This is a genomic window from Kribbella qitaiheensis (assembly GCF_042657745.1).
GTDB lineage: Bacteria > Actinomycetota > Actinomycetes > Propionibacteriales > Kribbellaceae > Kribbella > Kribbella qitaiheensis.
The window spans coordinates 45,949-65,877 of record NZ_JBHSKE010000002.1; the positions used below are offsets into that span (position 1 = coordinate 45,949).

The window sequence follows — 19,929 nt, forward strand, 5'->3', positions numbered from 1 at the left end:
GAGACCCCACCCCCCCCCACGCCGCCTGACACCCGCCCCCCCGAGACACCGTGAGCCGCCACTCACTCGTGGATTAGCGTTCCGGGCAACCGCTTACCCGCCCCATAATCCACGACTCGACGAACCAGCCCGGAAGCGGCGGGTGGCGCGGGAGCAGGGGGTGGGTGGAGTTCCCTGGCGATCCCTGGCGGTCGGTGACGGCCGGGGTCAGGGGTCAGCGGAGACCCCCCACGCCGCCTGACACCCGCCCCCCGAGACACCGTCAGCCGCCACTCACTCGTGGATTAGCGTTCCAGGCAACCGCTTACCCGCCCCAAAATCCACGACTCGACGAACCAGCCCGGAAGCGGCGGGTGGCGCAGGAGCAGGGGTGGGTGGAGTTCCCTGGCGATCCCTGGCGGTCGGTGACGGCCGGGGTCAGGGGTCAGCGGAGACCCCCCACGCCGCCTGACACCCGCCCCCCGAGACACCGTCAGCCGCCACTCACTCGTGGATTAGCGTTCCAGGCAATCGCTTTCCCGCCCCGAGATCCACGACTCGACGAACCAGCCCGGAAGGGGCGGTGGCGCGGGAGGGGTGGGTGGAGTCCCCCGCGGTGGTCGGAGTGGGCGGCGGCGGGGGAACGGGGAGTGAGCGGAGTCCCCGCGGTGGGCGGAGAGGGTGGCGGTGGGATTGGGGAGTGAGCGGACTCCCCCGCGGTTGGCGGAGCGGGTACGGGTGGGATTGGGGGGTGAGCGGACTCCCCCGCGGTGGGCGGAGAGGGTGGCGGCGGGATTGGGGGTGGACGGAAACCCCCGGCTGCCGGCGGAGTGGGTGAGGAGTTAGGGGGTTAGGACTTCGAAGGCGGCGGCGTAGGTGGTGCCTAGGCGGGTGCCGGCGGTGCGGGAGACGCCTTCCAGGAATTCGGAGGGGTCGAAGTGGGGCCAGTTGAGGCCTTCGATGTAGGCCTTGTGGGCCTTCAGGGACTGGACGCCCAGTTCGAACGTGTCGGTGGTGTCTACGGCGTGCCGGGAACGAGGGGAGCCGCCGGCCCAGACCTGGCGTACTCCGTTCCAGCGTTCGCCGTCGCCCTCGAAGATCCAGCGGTTCGCGGCGTCGCGGACGGCGTCGAGGGTGGCGCGGCCGGTGTTGACGTGGTCCGCCTGGTTCAGCATCACGTCGCCGTCCCAGGTGTCGCGGAAGTTGTTCGTGATGACGATCTCCGGCTGGTGCCGCCGCACCGCACTCGCGATCAGCCGGCGCAGTTCTACGCCGTACTCGATGGTGCCGTCGGGTTGTCCGAGGAACTCGACCACGGGGACACCGACGATCCGGGCGGACTCGATCTGCTCGGCCTCACGCAGCGGGCCGCACTCGGCCGGCGAGACGCCGTCGATACCCGCCTCGCCGGAGGTGAGCAGGCAGTAGATGATCTCCTTGCCCTGCGCGGTCCAGCGGGCGATCGCGGCGGCTGCGCCGAACTCCAGGTCATCGGGGTGCGCCACGACGGCCAGGGCCTTGGTCCAGTCCTCGGGCAGCGCTTCCAGCGGCTCAGGTGCAGTCATGCTCGAAGGCTAAGCCCCGAACACCTGCCGTGTGTACGAATTACCGAAGACCCGCTGCGGGTCGACGCGGTCGCGGACAGCGAGGAAGTCGTCGAACCGCGGATACCGCTCGCGGAGCTGCTCCGCGCCGAGCTTGTGCAGTTTGCCCCAGTGGGGCCGGGCGCCGAACGGCGCGACGATCTGCTCGAACGCGTCGAAGTACTTGTCGTGCGGGAGCCGGTGGTACTGATGGATCGCCACGTACGCCGTGTCGCGCCCGTAGGCGGTGGACAACCAGATGTCGTCGGCGGCGGCCACCCGCACCTCGATCGGGAACGGGATCCGCTCGCCCGACCTGTCGATCCAGGCCCGCAACTGCCGCACCACCTCGACCACGTGCTCCCGCGGTACGGCGTACTCCGACTCGCGGAAGACCACGTTCCTTTCGGAGCAGAACACCTTGTACGACGAGTCGACGTACTCGCGGGCCGACAACGCCCGGGAGGCGATCCGGTTGATCCGCTGCACCAGCCCGGGTCGCCGTACGGACAGGCGGTTGGTCAGCTCGAAGACCCGGTTGGACAGGAGCTCGTCGTCGACCCAGCCGCGGATCCGGCCGACCGGGGCCGGGCCGACGCCGGGCGCGACCCGGTTGTTCCGCTTGGTCAGCGCGATCTCGGTGTGCGGGAACCAGTAGAACTCGAAGTGGTCGTTGCCGTCGGCAAGTTCATTGAACCCGGTGAGCACCTCGCCGAGCGGTAGCGGCATCTCCTGCGCGCGGAGCAGGAAGGCGGGAACGGTCTGCACCGTCAGCGCGGTGATCACACCGAGCGCGCCGACCGAGATCCGGGCGGTGTTGAAGACGTCTGCGTTCTCCTCGGCCGAGCAGTTCAGCACCGAGCCGTCGGCGGTGACGAGCTCGAGGCCGACGATCTGGGTGGCGAGTCCGCCGAGCTTGGCCCCGGTGCCGTGGGTGCCGGTGGAGACCGCCCCGGAGATGGTCTGCTTGTCGATGTCGCCCAGGTTCTCCATCGCCAGGTCGAACGATGCGAGGCCCGCGTTGAGCTTGGCCAGGCCGGTGCCTGCGCCGAGAGTCACCTTGCCGGAAACCGAGTCGGCGGAAGTGATCGAGCCGAGCCGGTCGAGACGGATCATCACCTGCTCCGGTACCGAGCAGCCGGTGAACGAGTGGCCGGCGCCGACCGCCTTCAGTCGTTTGCCCTGCTCCGCGGCGGCTTTGACCGCTGCCGCGACCTCGTCCACGGACGACGGCCGGAGGATCTCCACCCCGGTCGCCGACTCGGTGCCGGCCCAGTTGCGCCAGGTGCTCATCCGAAGTTCTTCCCCTCACCCCGGTACGTCACGAGCTCGGTCAGCTCGTCGCCGTCGATCGCCTGCAGACGATCGAATCGTTCCAGCATCTCGCCCGCTTTGGCATAGCGCATCCACACTCGATCGCCGATCCGCAGTCCGCGGGCGTTCTCGCCCTCCACCGGGGTCTGGACCTCGCCCGCGCCCTCGGTGCCGAGCAGCTTCAGCCCGAGGGGCCAGGTGGGCGAAGGCAGCCGCGACTTCTTGGCCGGCCCGGATGCGATGTACCCGCCGCCGAACAGGGTGGCGATCCGCGGCGTCGGGCGGCGAACCACTCCGAGCGCGTAGGCGACCGCGTGCTCCGGCTGGAAGACGTCGTACTTGTCGAAGAGGGTGGGGCCGTAGAGACCCGAGCCGGCGGTGACCTCGGTGACGGCCGGGTCGGCGCTGCTGACCTCGATGCTGCCGGTGCCTCCGCTGTTCACCAGCCGCAGCGGCGCCACCTGCTTGAGGGCGTCGACGACCGCGCCGCGGCGGTCCGACAGCTCGGAGGCGGACAACCGCTTCACCAGGCGAACCGCCGGCGACGTGTCCGGCAGGCCCGCGATCTGCGCCTCGTAGAACATCACGCCGACCAGTTCGAAGGCGTCGTCCGCGACCACTCGACGGGCAAGGGCGAGCACCTGCTCCGGGGTCCGCAGTGGCGAGCGGCGAACGCCGAGGTGCTGGCCGAGGATCCGCAGCGAGGCGTCCACGTCGAGGCAGACCCGGATCCGCTCGCCTCCCCCGGTCGCCGCCTTGATCAGCTCGAGGTGCTCGTAGTCGTCGATCATCAGGGTGATCCGCGTAGCCGCCTCCGCATCCGAGGCGAGCTCGCGCAGCGCACCGCCGTGCACGGTCGGGTAGCCCATCAGGATGTCGTCGACCCCGTTGCGCGCGAGCCAGAGCGCCTCGGGCAGCGAGTAGCTCATCACCCCGTGGAACCCGGGCCGGTCGAGCGCCGCCGTGATCAGCGCACGGCAGCGCACCGACTTCGACGCCACCCGGATCGGCGTCCCTCCGGCGCGACGCACGAGATCGTCCGCGTTCCGCCGGAAGGCCGCCAGGTCGACCACCGCGTACGGCGGCTCGAGATCAGCCGTCAGACGCTCATACCTGTCGAAGTCACCCATGTCTGGAGTTTAAGGGCAACAAATACTGAAAGGTAGTACAGCTTTAAGGTGAGTCGATCACAGCCCGAAGTTCCGGTACGACGCTCTGGGCCCAGGCGGCCTCCCCGGCAGGCGCGGCCGATTCCGCCGCCAGCAAGGCCACCGTGGCCCCCTCAACCACCGACACCTCCACGAAAGCCTCGGCCCCGGCGTACCGGCGTACCGATGCAGCGGCAGTGTCCTCAGACCACAGACTCTGTACTGCGAGTTGGGCGTTCGCGTCGGACCCACAAGCGCTCATGCGTGCCTGGTAGCCGCGGTAGTAGGCGGTGGCCTTGTCCGCGTCTCCGAAGCGAAGCACCAGCGCAGTGGCGGGCATGGCGCGACTAGTGCGATAAGAACCCTGCAGGGCGTGCTGCGGGACAGGCAGCGAGTCCTTTGGCAGTTGCTTGGCGCAACCGATGGGCAGCGCCTCGAATGCGGCCTGGTGAGCCTCACGGCGACGCGTCCAGGTTTCGTTGCCCTGGAACCCCGCCTCGGCCCCACCGGGATCCGTGTAGGTCTTCCACCCGGCACCGAGCTTGGCGGCGGCAGGCAGGTTCTTGGCCGACACCGGACCGGCCGCGGCGGGTGGAGGTGCCGTGGCCTGCTCCGGAATCTGCGGAGGCTCGGCAGCATCCGTGGGCTTGGCCGTGCTCAGGGTGATCGTCGGAACGGGCACCGTTCCACCCACGTTGGCCGGGGGCGCGGGAGTGGGCGCAGCGGCGGGCGTCTCGGAACTGCTGCAACCCACCAGCAGTCCGAGAACAGCCACTGCCGCGACTGCGAGCCTCACTTCGGCTCGAAGTGCTGGTAGTCGGGCTTACTCCAGCCGGCACCCCAGAAGAAGCCCAGGCTCCGCAGTGATTTGGTCGGCGTACTGGTGCTGAACAGCATGCCGGGACGGGACACGCTGCGGTTGCGGTAAGCCAGGCCGTTCGACGGGTACCAGACGTTGTTCGCCGCGAGGTACGGGTTCTCGACCGTGTTGATGTCGATCGCGAAGCCGTAGGAGTGCGGCGACAGGGCATACGGGTTGCCCGTCACCTGACGGCAGTTGAAGACCGAGGTGTTGTCCGCCGCCATCGCCCGGATGTCACTGCCGCCGAAGACGTCGACGCGCTGCATCCGCCGGATCGGGAACTTCGCGTTGAAGGAGGCGGTCCAGACGGAGATCATCTTCGCCACCGCGGCGTCGCGGACGATCAGTTCACCACGGTGAACGACGTGGTCGAATCCCCAGTAGTTCACCAGCAGCCGGCGCAGTGAGGACGGCCGGACCGGGCAGCCCGCGCGATAGGTCTTGGACACGAGCCCGGTGGTCACCGCGAAGACCCTCGCGTTCACCAGCGCCTTGATCGTGATCACCGCGTACGCCGACGCCTCCACCGAGGCGGTCCCCACTCCGAGGGTGATCACCCGGACGGTCTTGGTCGCCGGCAGGTTGTCCGGGACCGGTACGGCGAATGTCCCGTTGGGGGCGATCCACGCGCTCGTCAGGGTCCGCCACCCGCCGCCGTACCGGTCCTGCAGGCCGACAAGTCTCTTGCCGGGCTCGGCCGGGGTCAGCCGGCCCGTCATCTTCACGCCGGACACGACGACGTACGACGCGGCCGGCTTGTTCATCACCAGGGTGCGGTTGAGAACGGTGACGGTGCGGTCGGGTGAGCCGCCGTTCGAACTGGGGAAGAGGACGCCGACGTTGGCCCGGAAGAGGTTCTTCGACGGGTTCGGCGAGATGTAGACGAACTTGTAGGCGCCGCCGGTGGTCGAGCGGGTGCGAGAACGCATCACCCAGGTCGTGCCGACCTTCTCCCACAGGGTCAGGTAGAGGCCGTTGTAGCCGTTGAGCACCTTGCCGGTGAAGGTGATCGGCCGGTCCTCCCACGCTGCCGCCGGCTGGTTCAGCGTCAGCGCATACGGCACCGCGGCCGGCGTCGTCGGTGGCGGGGTCGGAGGTGGCGTCGTCGGAGGTGGCGTCGTCGGAGGTGGCGTCGTCGGGTCGTCGGCGGCAGCGCCGGCCTCGGACTTGGTGACGGTCGACGGAGGCACGGTGGTCGGGTCGTCCGAGGCAGCGCCTGCCTCCGACGACCCCGTGTCGATCGCGGCAGGTGTGTCTGTCGGCTCCGGGGAGGCGGCGAGGGCCGCTCCCGGAACCAGTCCTGACAGCAGCGCTGCCGCTACAGCGGCCGAGCCGAGGCTACGAAACTTCATGGCCAGTCCTCTCCACCCCAGGAGAGCCCTTTTGGCACCCCCACTACCTACTAGAGGCAGTCACCAAGGAAGACGTCACACCGGCCCCGAAAGGTTCGCCTAGTCCTGCAGCCTTTTCACCGCTGCGTCCACCCGCTCGTCGGTACCGGTGAGAGCAACCCTGACGTGCCGGTCGCCCGCTGTTCCGTAGAACGCCCCCGGAGCGACCAGGATGCCTCGATCTGCCAGTGCTGCGACGGATCCGTACGCATCGTACGACGGGTGCTCGGCCCACAGATAGAGCCCGCCCTGGGACAAGGTGATCGTCCAGCCGGCGTCCGTGAGCGCCTGCCGCAGGACGGACCGGCGGCGCAGGTACCGCTCGCGCTGCTGCTCGACGTGCGTGTCGTCCGCGAACGCCGCCGCCATCGCCGCCTGGATCGGCGACGGCACCATCAGCCCGGCGTGCTTGCGGACGGCCAGCAGTTCCGCGACGACCGCCTGGTCGCCGGCTACGAATCCGGCGCGATAGCCGGCCAGGTTGGACCGCTTGGACAGCGAGTGCACCGCGAGCAGGTTGTCGAAGGAGCCGCCGCAGACGTCCGGATGCAGCACCGACACCGGCTTCGCGTCCCAGCCGAACTCGGCGTAGCACTCGTCGCTGACCAGCAGCACGTCGTTGGCCCGCGCCCACTCGACGGCCGCGCGCAGGTCGTTCGCCGAGGTGATCTCGCCGGACGGGTTCCGCGGCGAGTTCAGGTAGGCCACCCGGACCGGACCACCGTCGTACTGCGTGGGGTCGGCGATCGGGATGCTCGTCGCGCGGGCGAGCGCCGCGCCCGCCTCGTACGTCGGGTAGGCGAGGTCCGGGATGAGCACGGTGTCGCCGGCGCCGATGCCGAGCAGCGTCGGCAGCAGCATGATCAGTTCCTTGGTGCCGATCACCGGGAGGATGCCGTCCAGCGGATCTACTCCGGGCACCTCCAGCCGGCGGGCCAGCCAGTCGACGGCGGCCTGGCGCGCGGTCGACGTACCGATCGTGGTCGGGTATGACGGTGCGTCGGCCGCGTCGGCGAGTGCCTTCTTCACCAGGTCCGGCACCGGGTCGACCGGACTGCCGATGGACAGGTCGACGATGCCGTCGGGATGCGCGGCCGCCTTCTGCTTGAAGGGGGCGAGCTTGTCCCAGGGGAAGTCGGGCAGACGGCTGGAGGTGGGTGCGAAGGTCACCCCTTCATTGTCTCCTGTACCGCGAACGCCGCGTCGGCGACCGCCCGTTCCCCGGACACCTGCGGGCGTTGGCCGGCTCTCGCGTACGGGTGGGCCGCGGCGAGGAACCGCCGGGTGGACTCGACGACCTCCTTGTCCCAGAGCACCCGGTGGTGGCCGAGCCCGTCGGTGAGTTGGACGGTCGCGCCCGGCCACACCTTGGCGGCCGCCAGCGTGCCCTGGTACGGCGTCTCGTGGTCGGCGCGGTCGTGGATCGCCAGCAGCGCGGGCAGTTCGCGGTCCTCGGCCAGCGCGTCGATCACCAGGTCCATCCGGTAGCTCTCCATCGTGCCGAACTTGCGGGTGAACCGGCGCAGGAAGCTCGCTCGCACCCGCGGGCCGAACCCGAAGGCCGTCTGGAACATGTCGAGCGTGTGCACGAAGTCCGTGGCCGCCGCGAGGAACACCACCCGCCGCGGCGCGAGCCCGCTCCGCAGCGCCAGCGCGGTGGCTGCCGCCCCGAGCGAGTGAGCCACCACCCCGTACGCCGGACCCTGCGCGGCCACTACCGCCTGGAAGGCCTCCGCGAGCTCGGGGAGTGAGCTCCGGGTCGGGCCGTCCCGCCCTGCGTCCGAAGCACCGTGGCTCGGACCGTCGTACGTGACGACGCGGAATCCCTCGGCGACCAGCGGCGGGATGTACGCGGCCAGTTGCAGACCCCAGCCACCCCAGCCGTGCACGAGGTAGACCGTCGGACCTTCACCCCAGGCCTGACCGCGCAGCATTCCGCCCTGGAACGGGACCTCGAAGGGTTCAGCCGTGGGGAGCTCGACGCGCAGCCGCCGGGCCTTCTCGGAGATCGGCGGGAAGCGGAACCAGGCGCGGTCCAGCAGTTCGGCCCCGATCCCGGGGGCGACCTTCTCGAGGACGCGGAAGGCTCTGACTAAAGACCGACCGTTCGTGCTTTTCTTTGCCGCCACGGAAGTGCTCCTCGTTCACAGGGATTGAAGCTCAGTTCAAGGTCTAGTTCCTGGCCGCACGGATCAGCGCCTCGAAAGCGGTGCGCGCCCGGTCCTGGGCCTTCGGGTCAGCCAGCAGCCGGCTGGCGTGGTGACAGGAGAGCAGCACTCCCCTGATGTCGAACGCATACTGCTCGGGGTCGGCGTCGGCGCGGAACTGCCCTTCGCTGATCCCGGTCCGGAAGACGGTGGCGAGCGTGTCCGCGTAGTCGAGCTCAACCTCGACCAAGCGGTCACGGACCGGGCCCGGCGGAGCGTCGTCCAGCTCGGCCGAGACGCTGGCGAAGAAACAACCACCAGGCAGGGAAAGATCGCCGCTGTCCCAGCGGAGCTTGCGGTCGAACAGTTCCCGCAGCCGCGGCTCCCCGCGCGGCGTCTTCAGGGCCGGCCGGATCACCCGTTCGGCGAAGAGCTCGACGGCCCGGTCGATCACCGCGACCTGCAACTGCTCCTTGGACTTGAAGTGCGCGAACAGCCCGCTTTTCGACAGCCCGGTCTTCTCGGCGAGCAGGCCGAGGGTGAGGCCGTTCATCCCGACCAGGCTCACCTGCCGCGCAGCTTCATCCAGCACCGCGGCGCGCGTCTGCTCGCCCTTGCTCATGCCGGCCATAAAAGCACGGCCGTTCTATTCGAGGCAATAGAGTTTCTGCCGGGCGACGGCCAGATCCGGTCAGCAGGGACCGCCGCTTCAGGTCAGCAGGGACCTGCGCTCGGATCGAGTTTCTGGTGGATCGCGGCGCCGATGGCCTTCAACTGGGCCAACTGTTCGGGCGTGAGGGCGTCGATGACGTACTCGCGGACGGTGGCGACGTGGCCCGGCGCCGCGGCGACGACCTGGGCATAGCCGGCGGCCGTCAGGGTGGCGACCGTGATCCGGCCGTCCTCCTCGGAGGGACGGCGTACGACGAAGCCGCGCTTCTCGAGGCGCTTCACCACGTGCGACAACCGCGACAGCGAGCCGTTCGCGAAGCCGGCCAGATCGCTCATCCGGCGCGAATGCCCGGGCGACTCCGACAGGCCGGCCATCACCAGATACTCGAAGTGGGTCAGATCCGAGTCGCGCTGCAACTGATAGTCGAGCGCACCCGGCAGCTTGAACAGCAACGCCGCGAGCGCCAGCCAGGCTTCCAGCTCAGCAGGCTCCAGCCAGCGAACCTCCTCGTCCGCCGGTCGAGGTTCCTCCGCGGCGCGGGCACCCTCGGCTGCCATGCCGCCATCTTCCCCCGTCATGCCCTCAGTCTAGCGATTAGTTGACGCTTCAAGTCATTCGGGCTAGCGTCTGACTTGAAACATCAACTAACTATTCGAGAGCAGACCGTCACTGATGAATGTCTTCCTGTGGATCGTCGCCGGCGTCCTGGCCGCGTTCTTCCTCGCCGCGGGGGCGACCAAGCTGACCCAGTCCAAGGCCAAGCTCGAGGCGAACCCGCAGATGAAATGGACCGAGGACTTCTCCGCCGGCACGATCAAGTTCATCGGCACGATGGAGGTGCTGGGCGCTCTCGGCCTGATCCTGCCCGGCATCCTCGACGTCGCCACGATCCTGGTGCCGCTCGCGGCGACCGGGCTGGCGATCATCATGCTCGGCGCGATCGTCACCCATGGCCGCCGCAAGGAGTACCCGCAGATCGGCATCAACACCGTGCTGCTGATCCTGGCCCTGGTGGTCGCGATCTTCCGCTTCGGCCCGAACAGTTTCTGATGGCCGGAAGCTTCTGAGCGCCACAACAAAGCAGCCGCCGAGGCAGATAGACCTGCCGCGGCGGCTGCGTGCGTAGTACGGAACAAGCACCGCTAGCACCCCCGAGGGCGCGAACCCTCGCCCGCCGCAGCCGCACAATGTGCTCCGCCCGTGCCGAGGGGGTTCGCCCACTGTCAGAACAGTGGGCTAACCCCCAGAGCAGTGGGGTAACCCCCCCCGACGAGGCAGCGAACCCCCACAGCACCAGCGCACCCCCGGAGGGCGCGAAACCTCGCCCGCCGCAGCCGCACAGTGTGCTCCGCCCGTGCCGACGGGGTTCGCCCACTGTCAGAACAGTGGGGTAACCCCAGAGCAGTGGGGAACCCCCCGAGGAAGCAGCGAACCCCCACAGCACCAGCGCACCCCCGGAGGGCGCGAAACCTCGCCCGCCGCAGCCGAAGAGTGTGCTTCGCCCGTGCCGTAGGGGTTCGCCCACTGTCAGAACAGTGGGCTAACCCCCACAGGAGGCAGCGAAACCCAGAGGAGGCAGCGAACCCCCAGAAGCACCTGTGAGGCTTCGCCTCTGATCGCCGAGTGTGGGGCTGGCGTGGGTGTCATGGCGCGGAGCAGTCTGGGCGATGGCGATGGCGATGGCGACGGTGACGACCTCGCCCGCCTCCGCCTCAACCAGTTCATCCACGACCACCATCGACCGCCACGCCCGCAGCCACATCGACCACGAACACCTTGCAAGGGCCGCCTGAAACACACGACAAACACCACATCTCTAGCGGCCAAGCACCGCTAGAGATAGAGGCCGGTCTGGCCGTCCTCGAGGCGGCCGGCGGCGACCGCGTGCAGGTCGCGCTCGCGCAGCAGCACGTAGTCGTCGCCGCGGACCTCGACCTCGGCGCGGTCCTCCGGGTCGAACAGGACCCGGTCGTTCACCTCGACGGTGCGGACGTTCGCGCCGACCGCGACAACCTTCGCCCAGGCCAGCCGGCGGCCCATCTGCGCGGTCGCGGGAATCAGGATGCCGGCCGAGGACTTGCGCTCGCCGACCTCGGGGTCGAGCGAGACGAGCACCCGGTCGTGCAGCATCCGGATCGGCAGCTTGTCGTCGTCGGAGAGACGTTTGCGAGGAGTCACCGGCGACCCACCAGGCGGCGGATCATCAGCAGCATCCCGACCACGCCGACCACGGCTCCGCCGACCGCGATCAGTTTCTGGGTGCGCAGCTCGCCGCGCTCGTCGAAGACCTGCGCCTTCGCCTGGTCGACCTGCCGCTTGACGACGTTCTTCGGGTGCGCCCGCTCGACCAGCTCGTCCACGGTCGAGGCCAGTCGCGCACGGGTGGCGGCGATGTCCGCCTCGATCTGCTGGGTGCTCCGAGCCTGCTGCTTGGCGCTCTGAGCCTGCGTGTCCGACACCAGGGCTCCCTTCACTGTGTTTGATCACATCCTTGCAGGTCAGGCCCGGAGATCGACGACCACCTTGATGTCGTCGGGCTCCTTGACCAGGGCCGTGGGCCAGTCCGACAGCGGCACGGTCCGGGTGATCAGCCTGTTCAACCAGTCCCGGTCCGCCGCCAGCAGCACGTCCACCGCGTCCGCGTAGTGCCGTTTCGCCGCGTTGACCGAGCCGACCAGCGCCGCGTTCCGGACCACCAGTTGCCGCGTCAACGCGTCCATCTGTACGCCGATCGACTCCGGGCCCGGGGAGATCCCGGTCAGGCACATGACGCCCGCCCAGCCCAGCAGCGTGGCGCTGTCCACCACGACCTGCCCGGCGCCCGTGGCCTCGATGACGACGTCCGGTACTACGTCGAGGTCGGCGAGGCTGGTCAGGTACTCACCGCCGAGGTCCCGCACCAACTGGGGTTTCGGTCCGTCCGTCGCCAGGTCGAGCACGTGCACGGTGTACCCACGCTGCCGAGCGATGAGCGCCCCGAGCAGACCGATCGGCCCGGCACCGGTGATCAGTACGTGCTCCGGGGCAAACCAGGACCGCGCCGCCACCTGGTCGACCTGGTCCCAGGCCTTGGTGAGGATGCTCGTGGGCTCCACCAGTACTCCGAGGTGCCCGAGCTCGGCGGGAACCGGTACGGCGAAGTACGGGTCGACCCGCCAGCGCTCAGCGCCGTACCCGTCCATCTCTTTGATGCCGCGCTCGGTGTAGCGGCCGTTGCGGCAGAAGTCCCACTCTCCCCGGGCGCAGGCCGGGCAGGGCTCGGGGTCGGGCCTGCGCACGATTCCGGCCACCAGGTCGCCGGGGTTGAAGCCCGAGCCGAGCGGAGCGTCCAGGACCCGGCCGAGGGACTCGTGGCCGATCACCAGCTTGTCCGAGCCCGGGCGTCCGCTGCCGAAGGCGCCGGAGACGAGTTCCAGGTCAGTGCCGCAGATGCCGGTGAGAAGTCCCTCGACCAGGACCGATCCGTCCGCCTCGGGCGGTTCCGCTACCTCGCCGACAGCGGCAGAGTCAGCCTTGCCCGGCACCACCGTCATCGCCCGCATGCCACCACTCCATCCCGCCCTACCCCGACACGCAAGTCACCCCGCCGTTCGCCGCCTCCCGGCAAGCGGGATAACACAGGCACCAGGAGCCACTTCCGCCTCGCGAACCGGCGTACGGCAGAATGTCTGACAATCAACCGATCCGTGGAGGGGCTCCTGATGTCCGAACGTCTGTCCGTCGGCGATGCCGCACCCGACTTCACCCTTCCCGACGCCGATGGCAACGACGTCTCCCTGGCGGACCTGCGCGGCAAGAACGTGATCGTGTACTTCTACCCGGCCGCGATGACACCCGGCTGCACCAAGCAGGCCTGCGACTTCCGCGACTCCCTCGACTCGCTCGCGGCCGCCGGGTACGCAGTACTGGGCGTCTCCCCCGACAAGCCGGCCAAACTGGCGAAGTTCCGGGAGCGCGACGGGGTCACCTTCCCGTTGCTGAGCGACCCGGACAAGGAGGTCCTGTCGGCGTACGGGGCGTTCGGGGAGAAGACGATGTACGGCAAGAAGGTGACCGGCGTGATCCGCTCGACCTTCGTGATCGACCCGGAAGGCAAGATCGCCGTCGCGCAGTACAACGTCAAGGCCACCGGCCACGTCGCCAAGCTGCGCCGCGACCTCGGCCTCTGACCTCACCTCCGCGGGGCGCGCGGCCTTCGAGGCCTGCCGCGTGATCGTGAAAGACAACCTTTTCGGTACGCCGGGGGTCTACTGGCTGCGGTCGTTGTCATGTCAAGGTTCGAAGGGAAACCCGCAACCGTTTCATGGGCATGGTGCATGCAACGGTCGCTTGAGCGACCAGTCACTGTGATTTGGATCACACTCCGAGCTCACCGGATAGGAGTCGCCTAGCTACCCTCCGCGACATTTCGAGCCTCCTCAGGGACGACCAGTACCGGCCGCGCAGTCGGCGTCCAGATGCAACCCCTGGTCCACGGCGTGAACAAAGGTCTCCAACTTCGCCCTGACCAGTGCAAACCGGGTAATCTGCGCCCGCAGTCTGCCTCTGGGAGGGAGGGACCTGCCGCGATGGGAAAACATTCCTCTGCGGTGACGAAAAGTAACAACAACCGTCGTCCGGTGTATTTGACCGCCGTCGGCCTACTGGTGCTGTCGTTGGGCGCCGTATTTGTGGTCCGCTCCTTCGGATCGGAATCGGGTGCCGACGGGTTCCTGGGCGGGAAGTCGTGCGACGACCCCACCCAGATCCGGCTCAGCACGACACCCGAGCTCCAGCCGCAGTTGGAGTCGGCCGCGAAGTCACTGGCCAACAAGGACAACAACGACGGTCCGTGCTTGCAGTTCACCATCAGCGGTGCTCCCTCGGCGAAGGTCGCCCAGGAGGTAAAGCAAGGAGATGACAACGGGCCCGACCTCTGGGTGCCGGACTCCTCGCTCTGGATCGCCCAGGCCGATGACGGGCAGACGGTGCCGGCGATCGCCGTGCCGTCGGTCGCCAGCTCACCCCTCGTGCTGGTCGGCCGGAGCGAGAACTTCGCGAACACGTCGTCATGGCTCAGCTCGTTCGCCCCACCGAACGCGCCGGCGCTGCTCGACCCGCTGACCCAGTCATCCGGCACCCTGGCACTGCTGTCGATCGCGTCGGAGCGGGCGAAGACCAGCGCGACGGATCTGCAGACCGCCGGCGTCCTGATCCCGCTGGCGCAGCGGCTCGGCTCGATGGCCAAGCCGTACACGGACGTGAACGGCTTGTTCGGCCGGGCCAACCAGGACGGCAGCAACGTCGTCGTCCCGGCGTCGGAGGCGAGCTTCGTCAAGTACCAGGAAGAGCACCCCGAGGCGCAGCTGAAGGCCATCCTGCCGCGCACCGGAACGCTGGTGCTCGACTACCCGGTCGTCGTCACCGCCAAGGCCAACAACGAAGCCGTCACCGAGGCGGGCAAGGCGCTCGCGGCGGAGATGCTCACCGACGCGGCCGGCCAGGCTCGCGACGACGCCGGCTTCCGGGACCCGCAGCTCAGCCCGCTCGGCGGCGGGCGTGGGGTCGGCGACGTCACCCAGTTGACTAAGCCGACCACGGCCGCGATCAGCAAGGGCCTGCTCGAGTGGACCAAGCTGTCGCTGTCGGCCCACTCGCTCGCGGTGATCGACGTGTCCGGATCGATGGCCGAGAAGGTCGGCAACAAGACCCGGATGCAGCTGACCATCGAGGCGGCCGCCAGCGGTCTGAAGCTCTTCCCGGAGAACGCGGCGCTGGGCCTGTGGACCTTCTCGACCAAGATCGGTGACCTCGGTGCCGACTTCCGGGAACTGGTCCCGATCGCCAAGCTGACGCCGGCGCAACGGCAGAGGATGCTCGGCAGCCTGACGACCCAGTCGGCGATCCCGAACGGCGGCACCGGTCTGTACGACACAGCCATCGCCGCGGTCCGGGCGGTCCGGAGCAGCTACGACCCGAGTGCGGTCAACTCGGTCCTGCTGTTCACCGACGGCAAGAACGACGACCCGGGCAGCCTCAGTCTGGCACGTGCCGTGCAGACGCTCGAGTCGCTGCGCGACCCGGCCCGGCCGGTCCGGATCATCGCCCTCGGTATGGGTCCCGACACCGACGCCGGGGAACTGCGCCAACTGGCCCAGGCGACCGGCGGCCAGAGTTACGTGGCCCGCAACCCGTCGGACCTCCAGCAGGTCTTCATCGACGCGCTGCAGAACCGCTGAGCAAGACCACCGGGCGAACCGCGTTCCCAAGTCCCTAAGATGGGCGCTTGGGAACGCGGTTCCTCGTTGCCAGAGTGGTGGAACGGCAGACACGCCGGCTTTAGGTGCCGGTGCCTTCGGGTGTGCGGGTTCGAGTCCCGCCTCTGGCACCCTTGCTAGCTGGTGTTCCAGTTCCTGGCGCCCTGGTAGGCGTCGATCATTCCCCAGGCCCGGGATGAAGAACGACGCGACGAGCGCGAGCCCCGCACTCTTCGCCGCCACCTCTCCGTATCGGCCTTGCCTAGGGCCAGGCTATGGATCGCACGAACTGTGACGGTGGGTCAGAGGGTGTCTAGGTACGCCTTGCCTCGGGGGGAGAGTTCGTAGCCGGTTTCGAGGCTGTGGGTGAGGCCCAGGTTCTTCAGTTTGCGGACGTCGAGTTTGAAGCCGGGGGTCTCGCGGTTGAGGTCGGCGGCCAGATCGCCGGCGCGGACCGCGGGCTTGGACTGGATCAGGCGCAGCGTGTCGGTGGTCCAGGCGCCGTGGCGGCTGAGCTCGTCCAGCTTGGCGAGCCGGGCCTTGAGGTCTTCGAGCTCCTCCGGCGAGAAATCCGCGGAGGCGGCGAGCTCTTCGCGGGGGTCCGGGCCCTCGACCAGGTGGAACTTCACCAGGAAGGTCGGCCAGTCGTCGTTGCCGCGCAACCGGCGGCGGACGTCCTTCGCGTTCTGCCGGTCCGCCGCGATCACGTCGGCGTCGTTGTCCGCGATCAGGTCCGGGTTGACCTCGCGGACGCTCTCGATCTCGATCCGGCCGGCGTTGGTCCGGTAGATCCGGCCCTCCACCACCCGGGCCTCGGACCAGCGCCGGTAGGCGGTGGTGATCCGCCCCTCGGCGACCCCGTCACGATCGGATCCGGCGAACAACATCTCAGGCCTCCAGGGCTCGGGCGACGATCGGGGCGATCTCGCGCAGGGCCTTGCCCCGGTGCGAGATCGCGTCCTTCTCCTCGATCGACAGTTCGGCGGTGGTCCGGTCGTACCCCTCCGCCTGGAAGAGCACGTCGTACCCGAAGCCGCCGGTACCGCGCAGCTCGCGGATCACCGAGCCGGGCATCTCGCCGCGGACGACGACGTCCTCCGCGTCCGGCCGGCAGAACGCGACAGCCGCCACGAACGACGCGCCCCGGCGCTCGTCCGGCACGTCCTCCAGCTGGCCGAGCAGCAGCAGGTTGTTCGCGTGGTTGTCCTTCGCCGGGCCGGACCAGCGCGCGGACAGCACCCCGGGCATGCCGTTCAGCGCGTCCACGCAGATTCCGCTGTCGTCCGCGATCGACGGCAGCCCGGTCGCGGCCAAGGCCGCCTTCGCCTTCAGCAGCGCGTTGCCCTCGAAGGTCGGCTCGGTCTCGGCTGGCTCCTCGTACGGCGCGACGTCGGCCAGGCCGAGCACCTCGATGCCCGGCACGATCGGGGCGAGGATCCGGCGCAGCTCCTCGAGCTTCTTCTGGTTGTTCGATGCCAGCAGGATCTTGCTCATGCCAGCGCCTCCTGCTGGAGCTTGGTCAGCTCGGCGCAGCCCGCCGTGCCGAGCTCGAGCAGGCTGTCCAGCTCGGCGCGGTCGAAGGGTGCGCCCTCGGCGGTGCCCTGCACCTCGATGAACTTGCCGTCGCCGGTGAGCACCAGGTTCATGTCGGTCTCGGCCCGGACGTCCTCCTCGTAGCAGAGGTCGAGCATCGGGGCGCCGTCGATGATGCCGACGGAGACTGCGGACACCGAGCCGGTCAGCGGTTCGCCCTTCAGCGCCTTGCGGTCGCGCAGGAACGACACCGCGTCCGCGAGCGCGACGTACGCGCCGGTGATCGCGGCGGTCCGGGTGCCGCCGTCGGCCTGGAGCACGTCGCAGTCCAGCAGGATGGTGTTCTCGCCGAGCGCCTTGTAGTCGATCACGGCGCGCAGCGACCGGCCGATCAGCCGGGAGATCTCGTGCGTCCGGCCGCCGATCCGGCCCTTCACCGACTCCCGGTCCGAGCGCGTGTTCGTGGACCGCGGCAGCATCGCGTACTCCGCGCTGACCCAGCCGAGGCCGGAGCCCTTGCGCCAGCGCGGCACACCCTCGGTGACACTGGCCGCGCAGAGCACCCGGGTCTTGCCGAACTCGATCAGCACCGATCCCTCGGCGTGGTCGAGCCAGTTCCGGGTCAGGGTCACCGGCCGGAGCTGGTCAGCGGTACGTCCATCGATACGAGCCATGCGGGAAACCCTATGCCCGAATGCGTTGCACCTCTGCATCGGCGGATGAGACAGCTGTCCGTGTGAGAGCGGGGGTGGTCGACCGGGCCTGTGTCGGGCGTGGGGTGGGTGGGCGTAGTTGGGTCAGGGCCATGCGGGCGGCCCAGGGGGTGAGGTCGCCGGCCCGTCGGCCGAGCCAGGGGACGCCCTCGCGGACCATCCAGAGGGCGTCCGCCCACTTGGTCGGCGGCACCCCTGCACAGTCGAGCTCAGGCGGTACTGCGATCGGCGTCCCACGCCGGTGGAGTTCGTCGGAGAAGGCGCGGGCCAGCCGCCGGTGCCCCCGCTCCCCCGGGTGCAGCCGGTCGACGCTCCAGAAGTCCCGGCGGTACACCTCCGGGTAGTCCGCCATGTCGATCCGGATCCCGCCGAACCGTGAGTACAGGTCGTCGTACACGGTGTTGACCTGCTCGATCCGCTGCCACAGCGGCCGGCGCAACCAGGACGGCAGTCCGAACACCTGGCCGTGGTCGTGGAAACGGACGGTCAGCAGCAACGCGCCCCGGGCGGTCAGGTGCTCCGCGCAGTACTGCAGGCAGTCGCGGATCTCGCCGCGGTCGAAGGTCGATCGCAGCGTGTCGTTCACCCCGACGATCAGCGACGCGAGGTCGATCGGGCCGGTGCCGGTGCCGGGGAGTTGCTCGGTCGCCACCATCGCTGCGGTGGCGCCACTGGTCGCGAGGTTGGAGAACGTCACACGGTGGGAACTGCCCAGGGCATCCGCGAGCAGCAAGGCCCAGCCTCGCCACCCCTGCCCCGGCCGCGCTCCGGCACCGGAAAGGTCGGTGGTCGTGCCATTCAGCGGGTCCCCGACACCAACGGTGGTCGAGTCGCCCAGTGCCACATAGTGGAGGCTCACATTCCGTCATGGTGACGTGACTGGTCGATGCCAGGGTGAGACACAGGTGACAGCCTGGTGGACACCTCAGGAGCGGATGGGTGTTGAAGGTCGGAAGTGTTCGGACATAGGCTTCTGCAATCATCTACGTGCAGGAGCCTGGTGCATGAGTACTGAAGACCTACGGTTCGGAGTGGTCGGCCTCGGGGCCCGGAGCAAGATCGCGCGGCATGCGCACCTACCCGGTGCGGGATCCCGCCTCGTCGCGGTCTGCGACCCGAGCGAGGTGCAGCGGAAGGCGACGCTGGACGAGTTGCCGGACGCAACGGCCTACGGCGACCATCGCGAGATGCTCGATCTGAAGCTGGACGGCGTCTTTCTGACCACCCCCGACGACCTGCACGAGGACCCGGCGATCGACTTCCTCCGGGCCGGCGTACCGGTGTTCGTGGAGAAGCCGCTGGCGATCACCACCTCCGGCTGCGACCGGGTGCTGCAGGCCGCGTACGAGAGCGGCGCCCGGCTGTACGTCGGCCACAACATGCGGCACATGCCGGTGGTGCTGACGATGCGCGAACTGATCGCCTCCGGCGCGATCGGCGAGGTGAAGGCGATCTGGTGCCGGCACTTCGTCGGGCACGGCGGCGACTTCTACTTCAAGGACTGGCACGCGGATCGTCGCCGGACCACCAGCCTGCTGCTGCAGAAGGGTGCCCACGACATCGACGTGATGCACTGGCTGGCCGGCGGCTACACCACCAGGGCGAACGCCTTCGGCGGCCTCACCGTGTACGGCGGGATCGAGGACCGGATGGATCGTTCCGGGCAGCGGTTCGCCGACTTCGTCTCCGACGACAACTGGCCGCCGCTGAGCCAGACCGGGATGGCGCCGGTGATGGACGTCGAGGACCTCTCGATGGCGAATCTCCAACTGGACAACGGGGTGTACCTCACCTACCAGCAGTGCCACTACACGCCGGACTACTGGCGCAACTACACGGTGATCGGCACGGCCGGGCGGCTGGAGAACTTCGGCGACGGTCCGGGTGACATCGTCAAGGTGTGGAACAGCCGCCGCTCCGGCTATCGCGACGACGCCGACCAGGTCGTCCAGATCCCGGAAGCCGAGGGCGGCCACGCGGGCGCCGATCCCCGGCTGGTGGCCGAGTTCGTCCGCTTCGTGCGCGACGGCGGCGCCACCCTGACCTCGCCGGTCGCCGCCCGCGCGGCAGTGGCAGCCGGCTACGCGGCGACCACCTCGCTGCGCGCCAACGGCACCCCGATCGACGTACCGGCGCTCGATCCGGCCCTGGTCGAGTACTTCGACCGCGGCCAGACTCCTAGCTGAGCAAGGCCTGCAGTACTTCGCGAAGCGCGTCCGGCCGCTCCCGCCAGAGGGAGTGGCCGGCGCCTTCGATCAAGTGCAACCCGTGGTCGGGGATGTGCTCAGCCAGATCCCGTACTGCGCTCGCCGGCCGCGGGGTCACCCGTGCCATGCACGAGCCACACCGG

Annotated in this window: 21 protein-coding genes and 1 tRNA gene; 5 read left to right on the forward strand and 17 right to left on the reverse strand. The window is 69.0% G+C overall.

The window, feature by feature from the left end:
- Positions 1–821: 821 nt before the first annotated feature.
- The 9 genes from ACFPJ1_RS00310 to ACFPJ1_RS00350 form a co-directional block, all read right to left on the reverse strand.
- Positions 822–1,544, reverse strand: a complete 723-nt coding sequence (locus ACFPJ1_RS00310) for a PIG-L deacetylase family protein (protein WP_380100613.1) — start codon at positions 1,542–1,544, stop codon at positions 822–824.
- 9 nt (positions 1,545–1,553) lie between these two features.
- On the reverse strand, positions 1,554–2,855 hold the full coding sequence (locus tag ACFPJ1_RS00315) for a D-arabinono-1,4-lactone oxidase (protein ID WP_380100615.1): 1,302 nt from the start codon (positions 2,853–2,855) through the stop codon (positions 1,554–1,556).
- Complete coding sequence (locus ACFPJ1_RS00320; protein ID WP_380100617.1) at positions 2,852–4,006, reverse strand: amino acid deaminase/aldolase; 1,155 nt, start codon at positions 4,004–4,006, stop codon at positions 2,852–2,854. Before ACFPJ1_RS00320 ends, ACFPJ1_RS00315 begins: the two co-directional genes overlap by 4 nt.
- 43 nt (positions 4,007–4,049) lie before the next feature.
- Positions 4,050–4,706 (reverse strand): hypothetical protein, encoded by a 657-nt coding sequence (locus tag ACFPJ1_RS00325; RefSeq protein WP_380100619.1) that lies wholly within the window; start codon positions 4,704–4,706, stop codon positions 4,050–4,052.
- Positions 4,707–4,816: 110 nt separating this feature from the next.
- A complete protein-coding gene (locus ACFPJ1_RS00330; protein ID WP_380100621.1) occupies positions 4,817–6,238 on the reverse strand; it encodes a M15 family metallopeptidase in 1,422 nt (473 codons plus the stop codon).
- A 99-nt stretch (positions 6,239–6,337) separates the two neighbouring features.
- Positions 6,338–7,447, reverse strand: coding sequence for a succinyldiaminopimelate transaminase (gene dapC / locus ACFPJ1_RS00335; RefSeq protein WP_380100623.1), 1,110 nt, complete (start codon positions 7,445–7,447; stop codon positions 6,338–6,340).
- Complete coding sequence (locus tag ACFPJ1_RS00340; RefSeq protein ID WP_380100624.1) at positions 7,444–8,406, reverse strand: alpha/beta fold hydrolase; 963 nt, start codon at positions 8,404–8,406, stop codon at positions 7,444–7,446. The genes dapC and ACFPJ1_RS00340 overlap by 4 nt, the downstream gene beginning before the upstream one ends.
- 43 nt (positions 8,407–8,449) lie before the next feature.
- Positions 8,450–9,046, reverse strand: a complete 597-nt coding sequence (locus ACFPJ1_RS00345; RefSeq protein ID WP_380100625.1) for a TetR/AcrR family transcriptional regulator — start codon at positions 9,044–9,046, stop codon at positions 8,450–8,452.
- A 92-nt stretch (positions 9,047–9,138) separates the two neighbouring features.
- The gene (locus ACFPJ1_RS00350; protein ID WP_380100627.1) at positions 9,139–9,675 is read right to left on the reverse strand and encodes a MarR family winged helix-turn-helix transcriptional regulator; all 537 of its coding nucleotides are present in this window, start codon (positions 9,673–9,675) and stop codon (positions 9,139–9,141) included.
- Positions 9,676–9,769: 94 nt separating this feature from the next.
- On the opposite strand from ACFPJ1_RS00350, the gene ACFPJ1_RS00355 reads away from it, so the two are divergent.
- Complete coding sequence (locus ACFPJ1_RS00355) at positions 9,770–10,147, forward strand: DoxX family protein (protein WP_380100629.1); 378 nt, start codon at positions 9,770–9,772, stop codon at positions 10,145–10,147.
- Between the two features lie 783 nt (positions 10,148–10,930).
- Here the strand turns inward: ACFPJ1_RS00355 and ACFPJ1_RS00360 are convergent.
- The 3 genes from ACFPJ1_RS00360 to ACFPJ1_RS00370 are packed head-to-tail and all read right to left on the reverse strand — an operon-like array spanning position 10,931 to position 12,639.
- Positions 10,931–11,275, reverse strand: coding sequence for a GroES family chaperonin (locus tag ACFPJ1_RS00360; protein WP_241995468.1), 345 nt, complete (start codon positions 11,273–11,275; stop codon positions 10,931–10,933).
- The gene (locus tag ACFPJ1_RS00365; RefSeq protein WP_380100631.1) at positions 11,272–11,556 is read right to left on the reverse strand and encodes a DUF3618 domain-containing protein; all 285 of its coding nucleotides are present in this window, start codon (positions 11,554–11,556) and stop codon (positions 11,272–11,274) included. Before ACFPJ1_RS00365 ends, ACFPJ1_RS00360 begins: the two co-directional genes overlap by 4 nt.
- 39 nt (positions 11,557–11,595) lie before the next feature.
- Positions 11,596–12,639: a glucose 1-dehydrogenase gene (locus tag ACFPJ1_RS00370; RefSeq protein ID WP_380100633.1), complete on the reverse strand. Its 1,044-nt coding sequence runs from the start codon at positions 12,637–12,639 to the stop codon at positions 11,596–11,598.
- A 159-nt stretch (positions 12,640–12,798) separates the two neighbouring features.
- On the opposite strand from ACFPJ1_RS00370, the gene bcp reads away from it, so the two are divergent.
- From bcp to ACFPJ1_RS00385, 3 genes are all read left to right on the forward strand, one after another.
- Positions 12,799–13,266, forward strand: a complete 468-nt coding sequence (bcp, locus tag ACFPJ1_RS00375) for a thioredoxin-dependent thiol peroxidase (RefSeq protein WP_132294880.1) — start codon at positions 12,799–12,801, stop codon at positions 13,264–13,266.
- A gap of 450 nt (positions 13,267–13,716) precedes the next feature.
- The gene (locus ACFPJ1_RS00380) at positions 13,717–15,315 is read left to right on the forward strand and encodes a substrate-binding domain-containing protein (protein ID WP_380100636.1); all 1,599 of its coding nucleotides are present in this window, start codon (positions 13,717–13,719) and stop codon (positions 15,313–15,315) included.
- 68 nt (positions 15,316–15,383) lie between these two features.
- Positions 15,384–15,464 (forward strand) — tRNA-Leu (locus tag ACFPJ1_RS00385).
- A gap of 171 nt (positions 15,465–15,635) precedes the next feature.
- On the opposite strand, the gene ACFPJ1_RS00390 is transcribed toward ACFPJ1_RS00385, so the two are convergent.
- Genes ACFPJ1_RS00390 through ACFPJ1_RS00405 form a run of 4 tightly spaced genes read right to left on the reverse strand, consistent with a single transcriptional unit; the run spans position 15,636 to position 18,438 of the window.
- Positions 15,636–16,220: a hypothetical protein gene (locus tag ACFPJ1_RS00390; RefSeq protein ID WP_380100638.1), complete on the reverse strand. Its 585-nt coding sequence runs from the start codon at positions 16,218–16,220 to the stop codon at positions 15,636–15,638.
- Position 16,221: 1 nt separating this feature from the next.
- Complete coding sequence (rdgB, locus tag ACFPJ1_RS00395; RefSeq protein ID WP_380100640.1) at positions 16,222–16,827, reverse strand: RdgB/HAM1 family non-canonical purine NTP pyrophosphatase; 606 nt, start codon at positions 16,825–16,827, stop codon at positions 16,222–16,224.
- On the reverse strand, positions 16,824–17,540 hold the full coding sequence (rph, locus tag ACFPJ1_RS00400; RefSeq protein ID WP_380100642.1) for a ribonuclease PH: 717 nt from the start codon (positions 17,538–17,540) through the stop codon (positions 16,824–16,826). The genes rdgB and rph overlap by 4 nt, the downstream gene beginning before the upstream one ends.
- 10 nt (positions 17,541–17,550) lie before the next feature.
- Positions 17,551–18,438, reverse strand: a complete 888-nt coding sequence (locus ACFPJ1_RS00405; protein WP_380100644.1) for an SGNH/GDSL hydrolase family protein — start codon at positions 18,436–18,438, stop codon at positions 17,551–17,553.
- Between the two features lie 145 nt (positions 18,439–18,583).
- On the opposite strand from ACFPJ1_RS00405, the gene ACFPJ1_RS00410 reads away from it, so the two are divergent.
- A complete protein-coding gene (locus ACFPJ1_RS00410) occupies positions 18,584–19,765 on the forward strand; it encodes a Gfo/Idh/MocA family protein (RefSeq protein ID WP_380100646.1) in 1,182 nt (393 codons plus the stop codon).
- Here ACFPJ1_RS00410 and ACFPJ1_RS00415 read toward each other — a convergent pair.
- On the reverse strand, positions 19,758–19,913 hold the full coding sequence (locus ACFPJ1_RS00415; protein WP_380100648.1) for an alpha/beta fold hydrolase: 156 nt from the start codon (positions 19,911–19,913) through the stop codon (positions 19,758–19,760). The two genes, ACFPJ1_RS00410 and ACFPJ1_RS00415, sit on opposite strands and share 8 nt — an antisense overlap.
- Between the last annotated feature and the right edge of the window lie 16 nt (positions 19,914–19,929).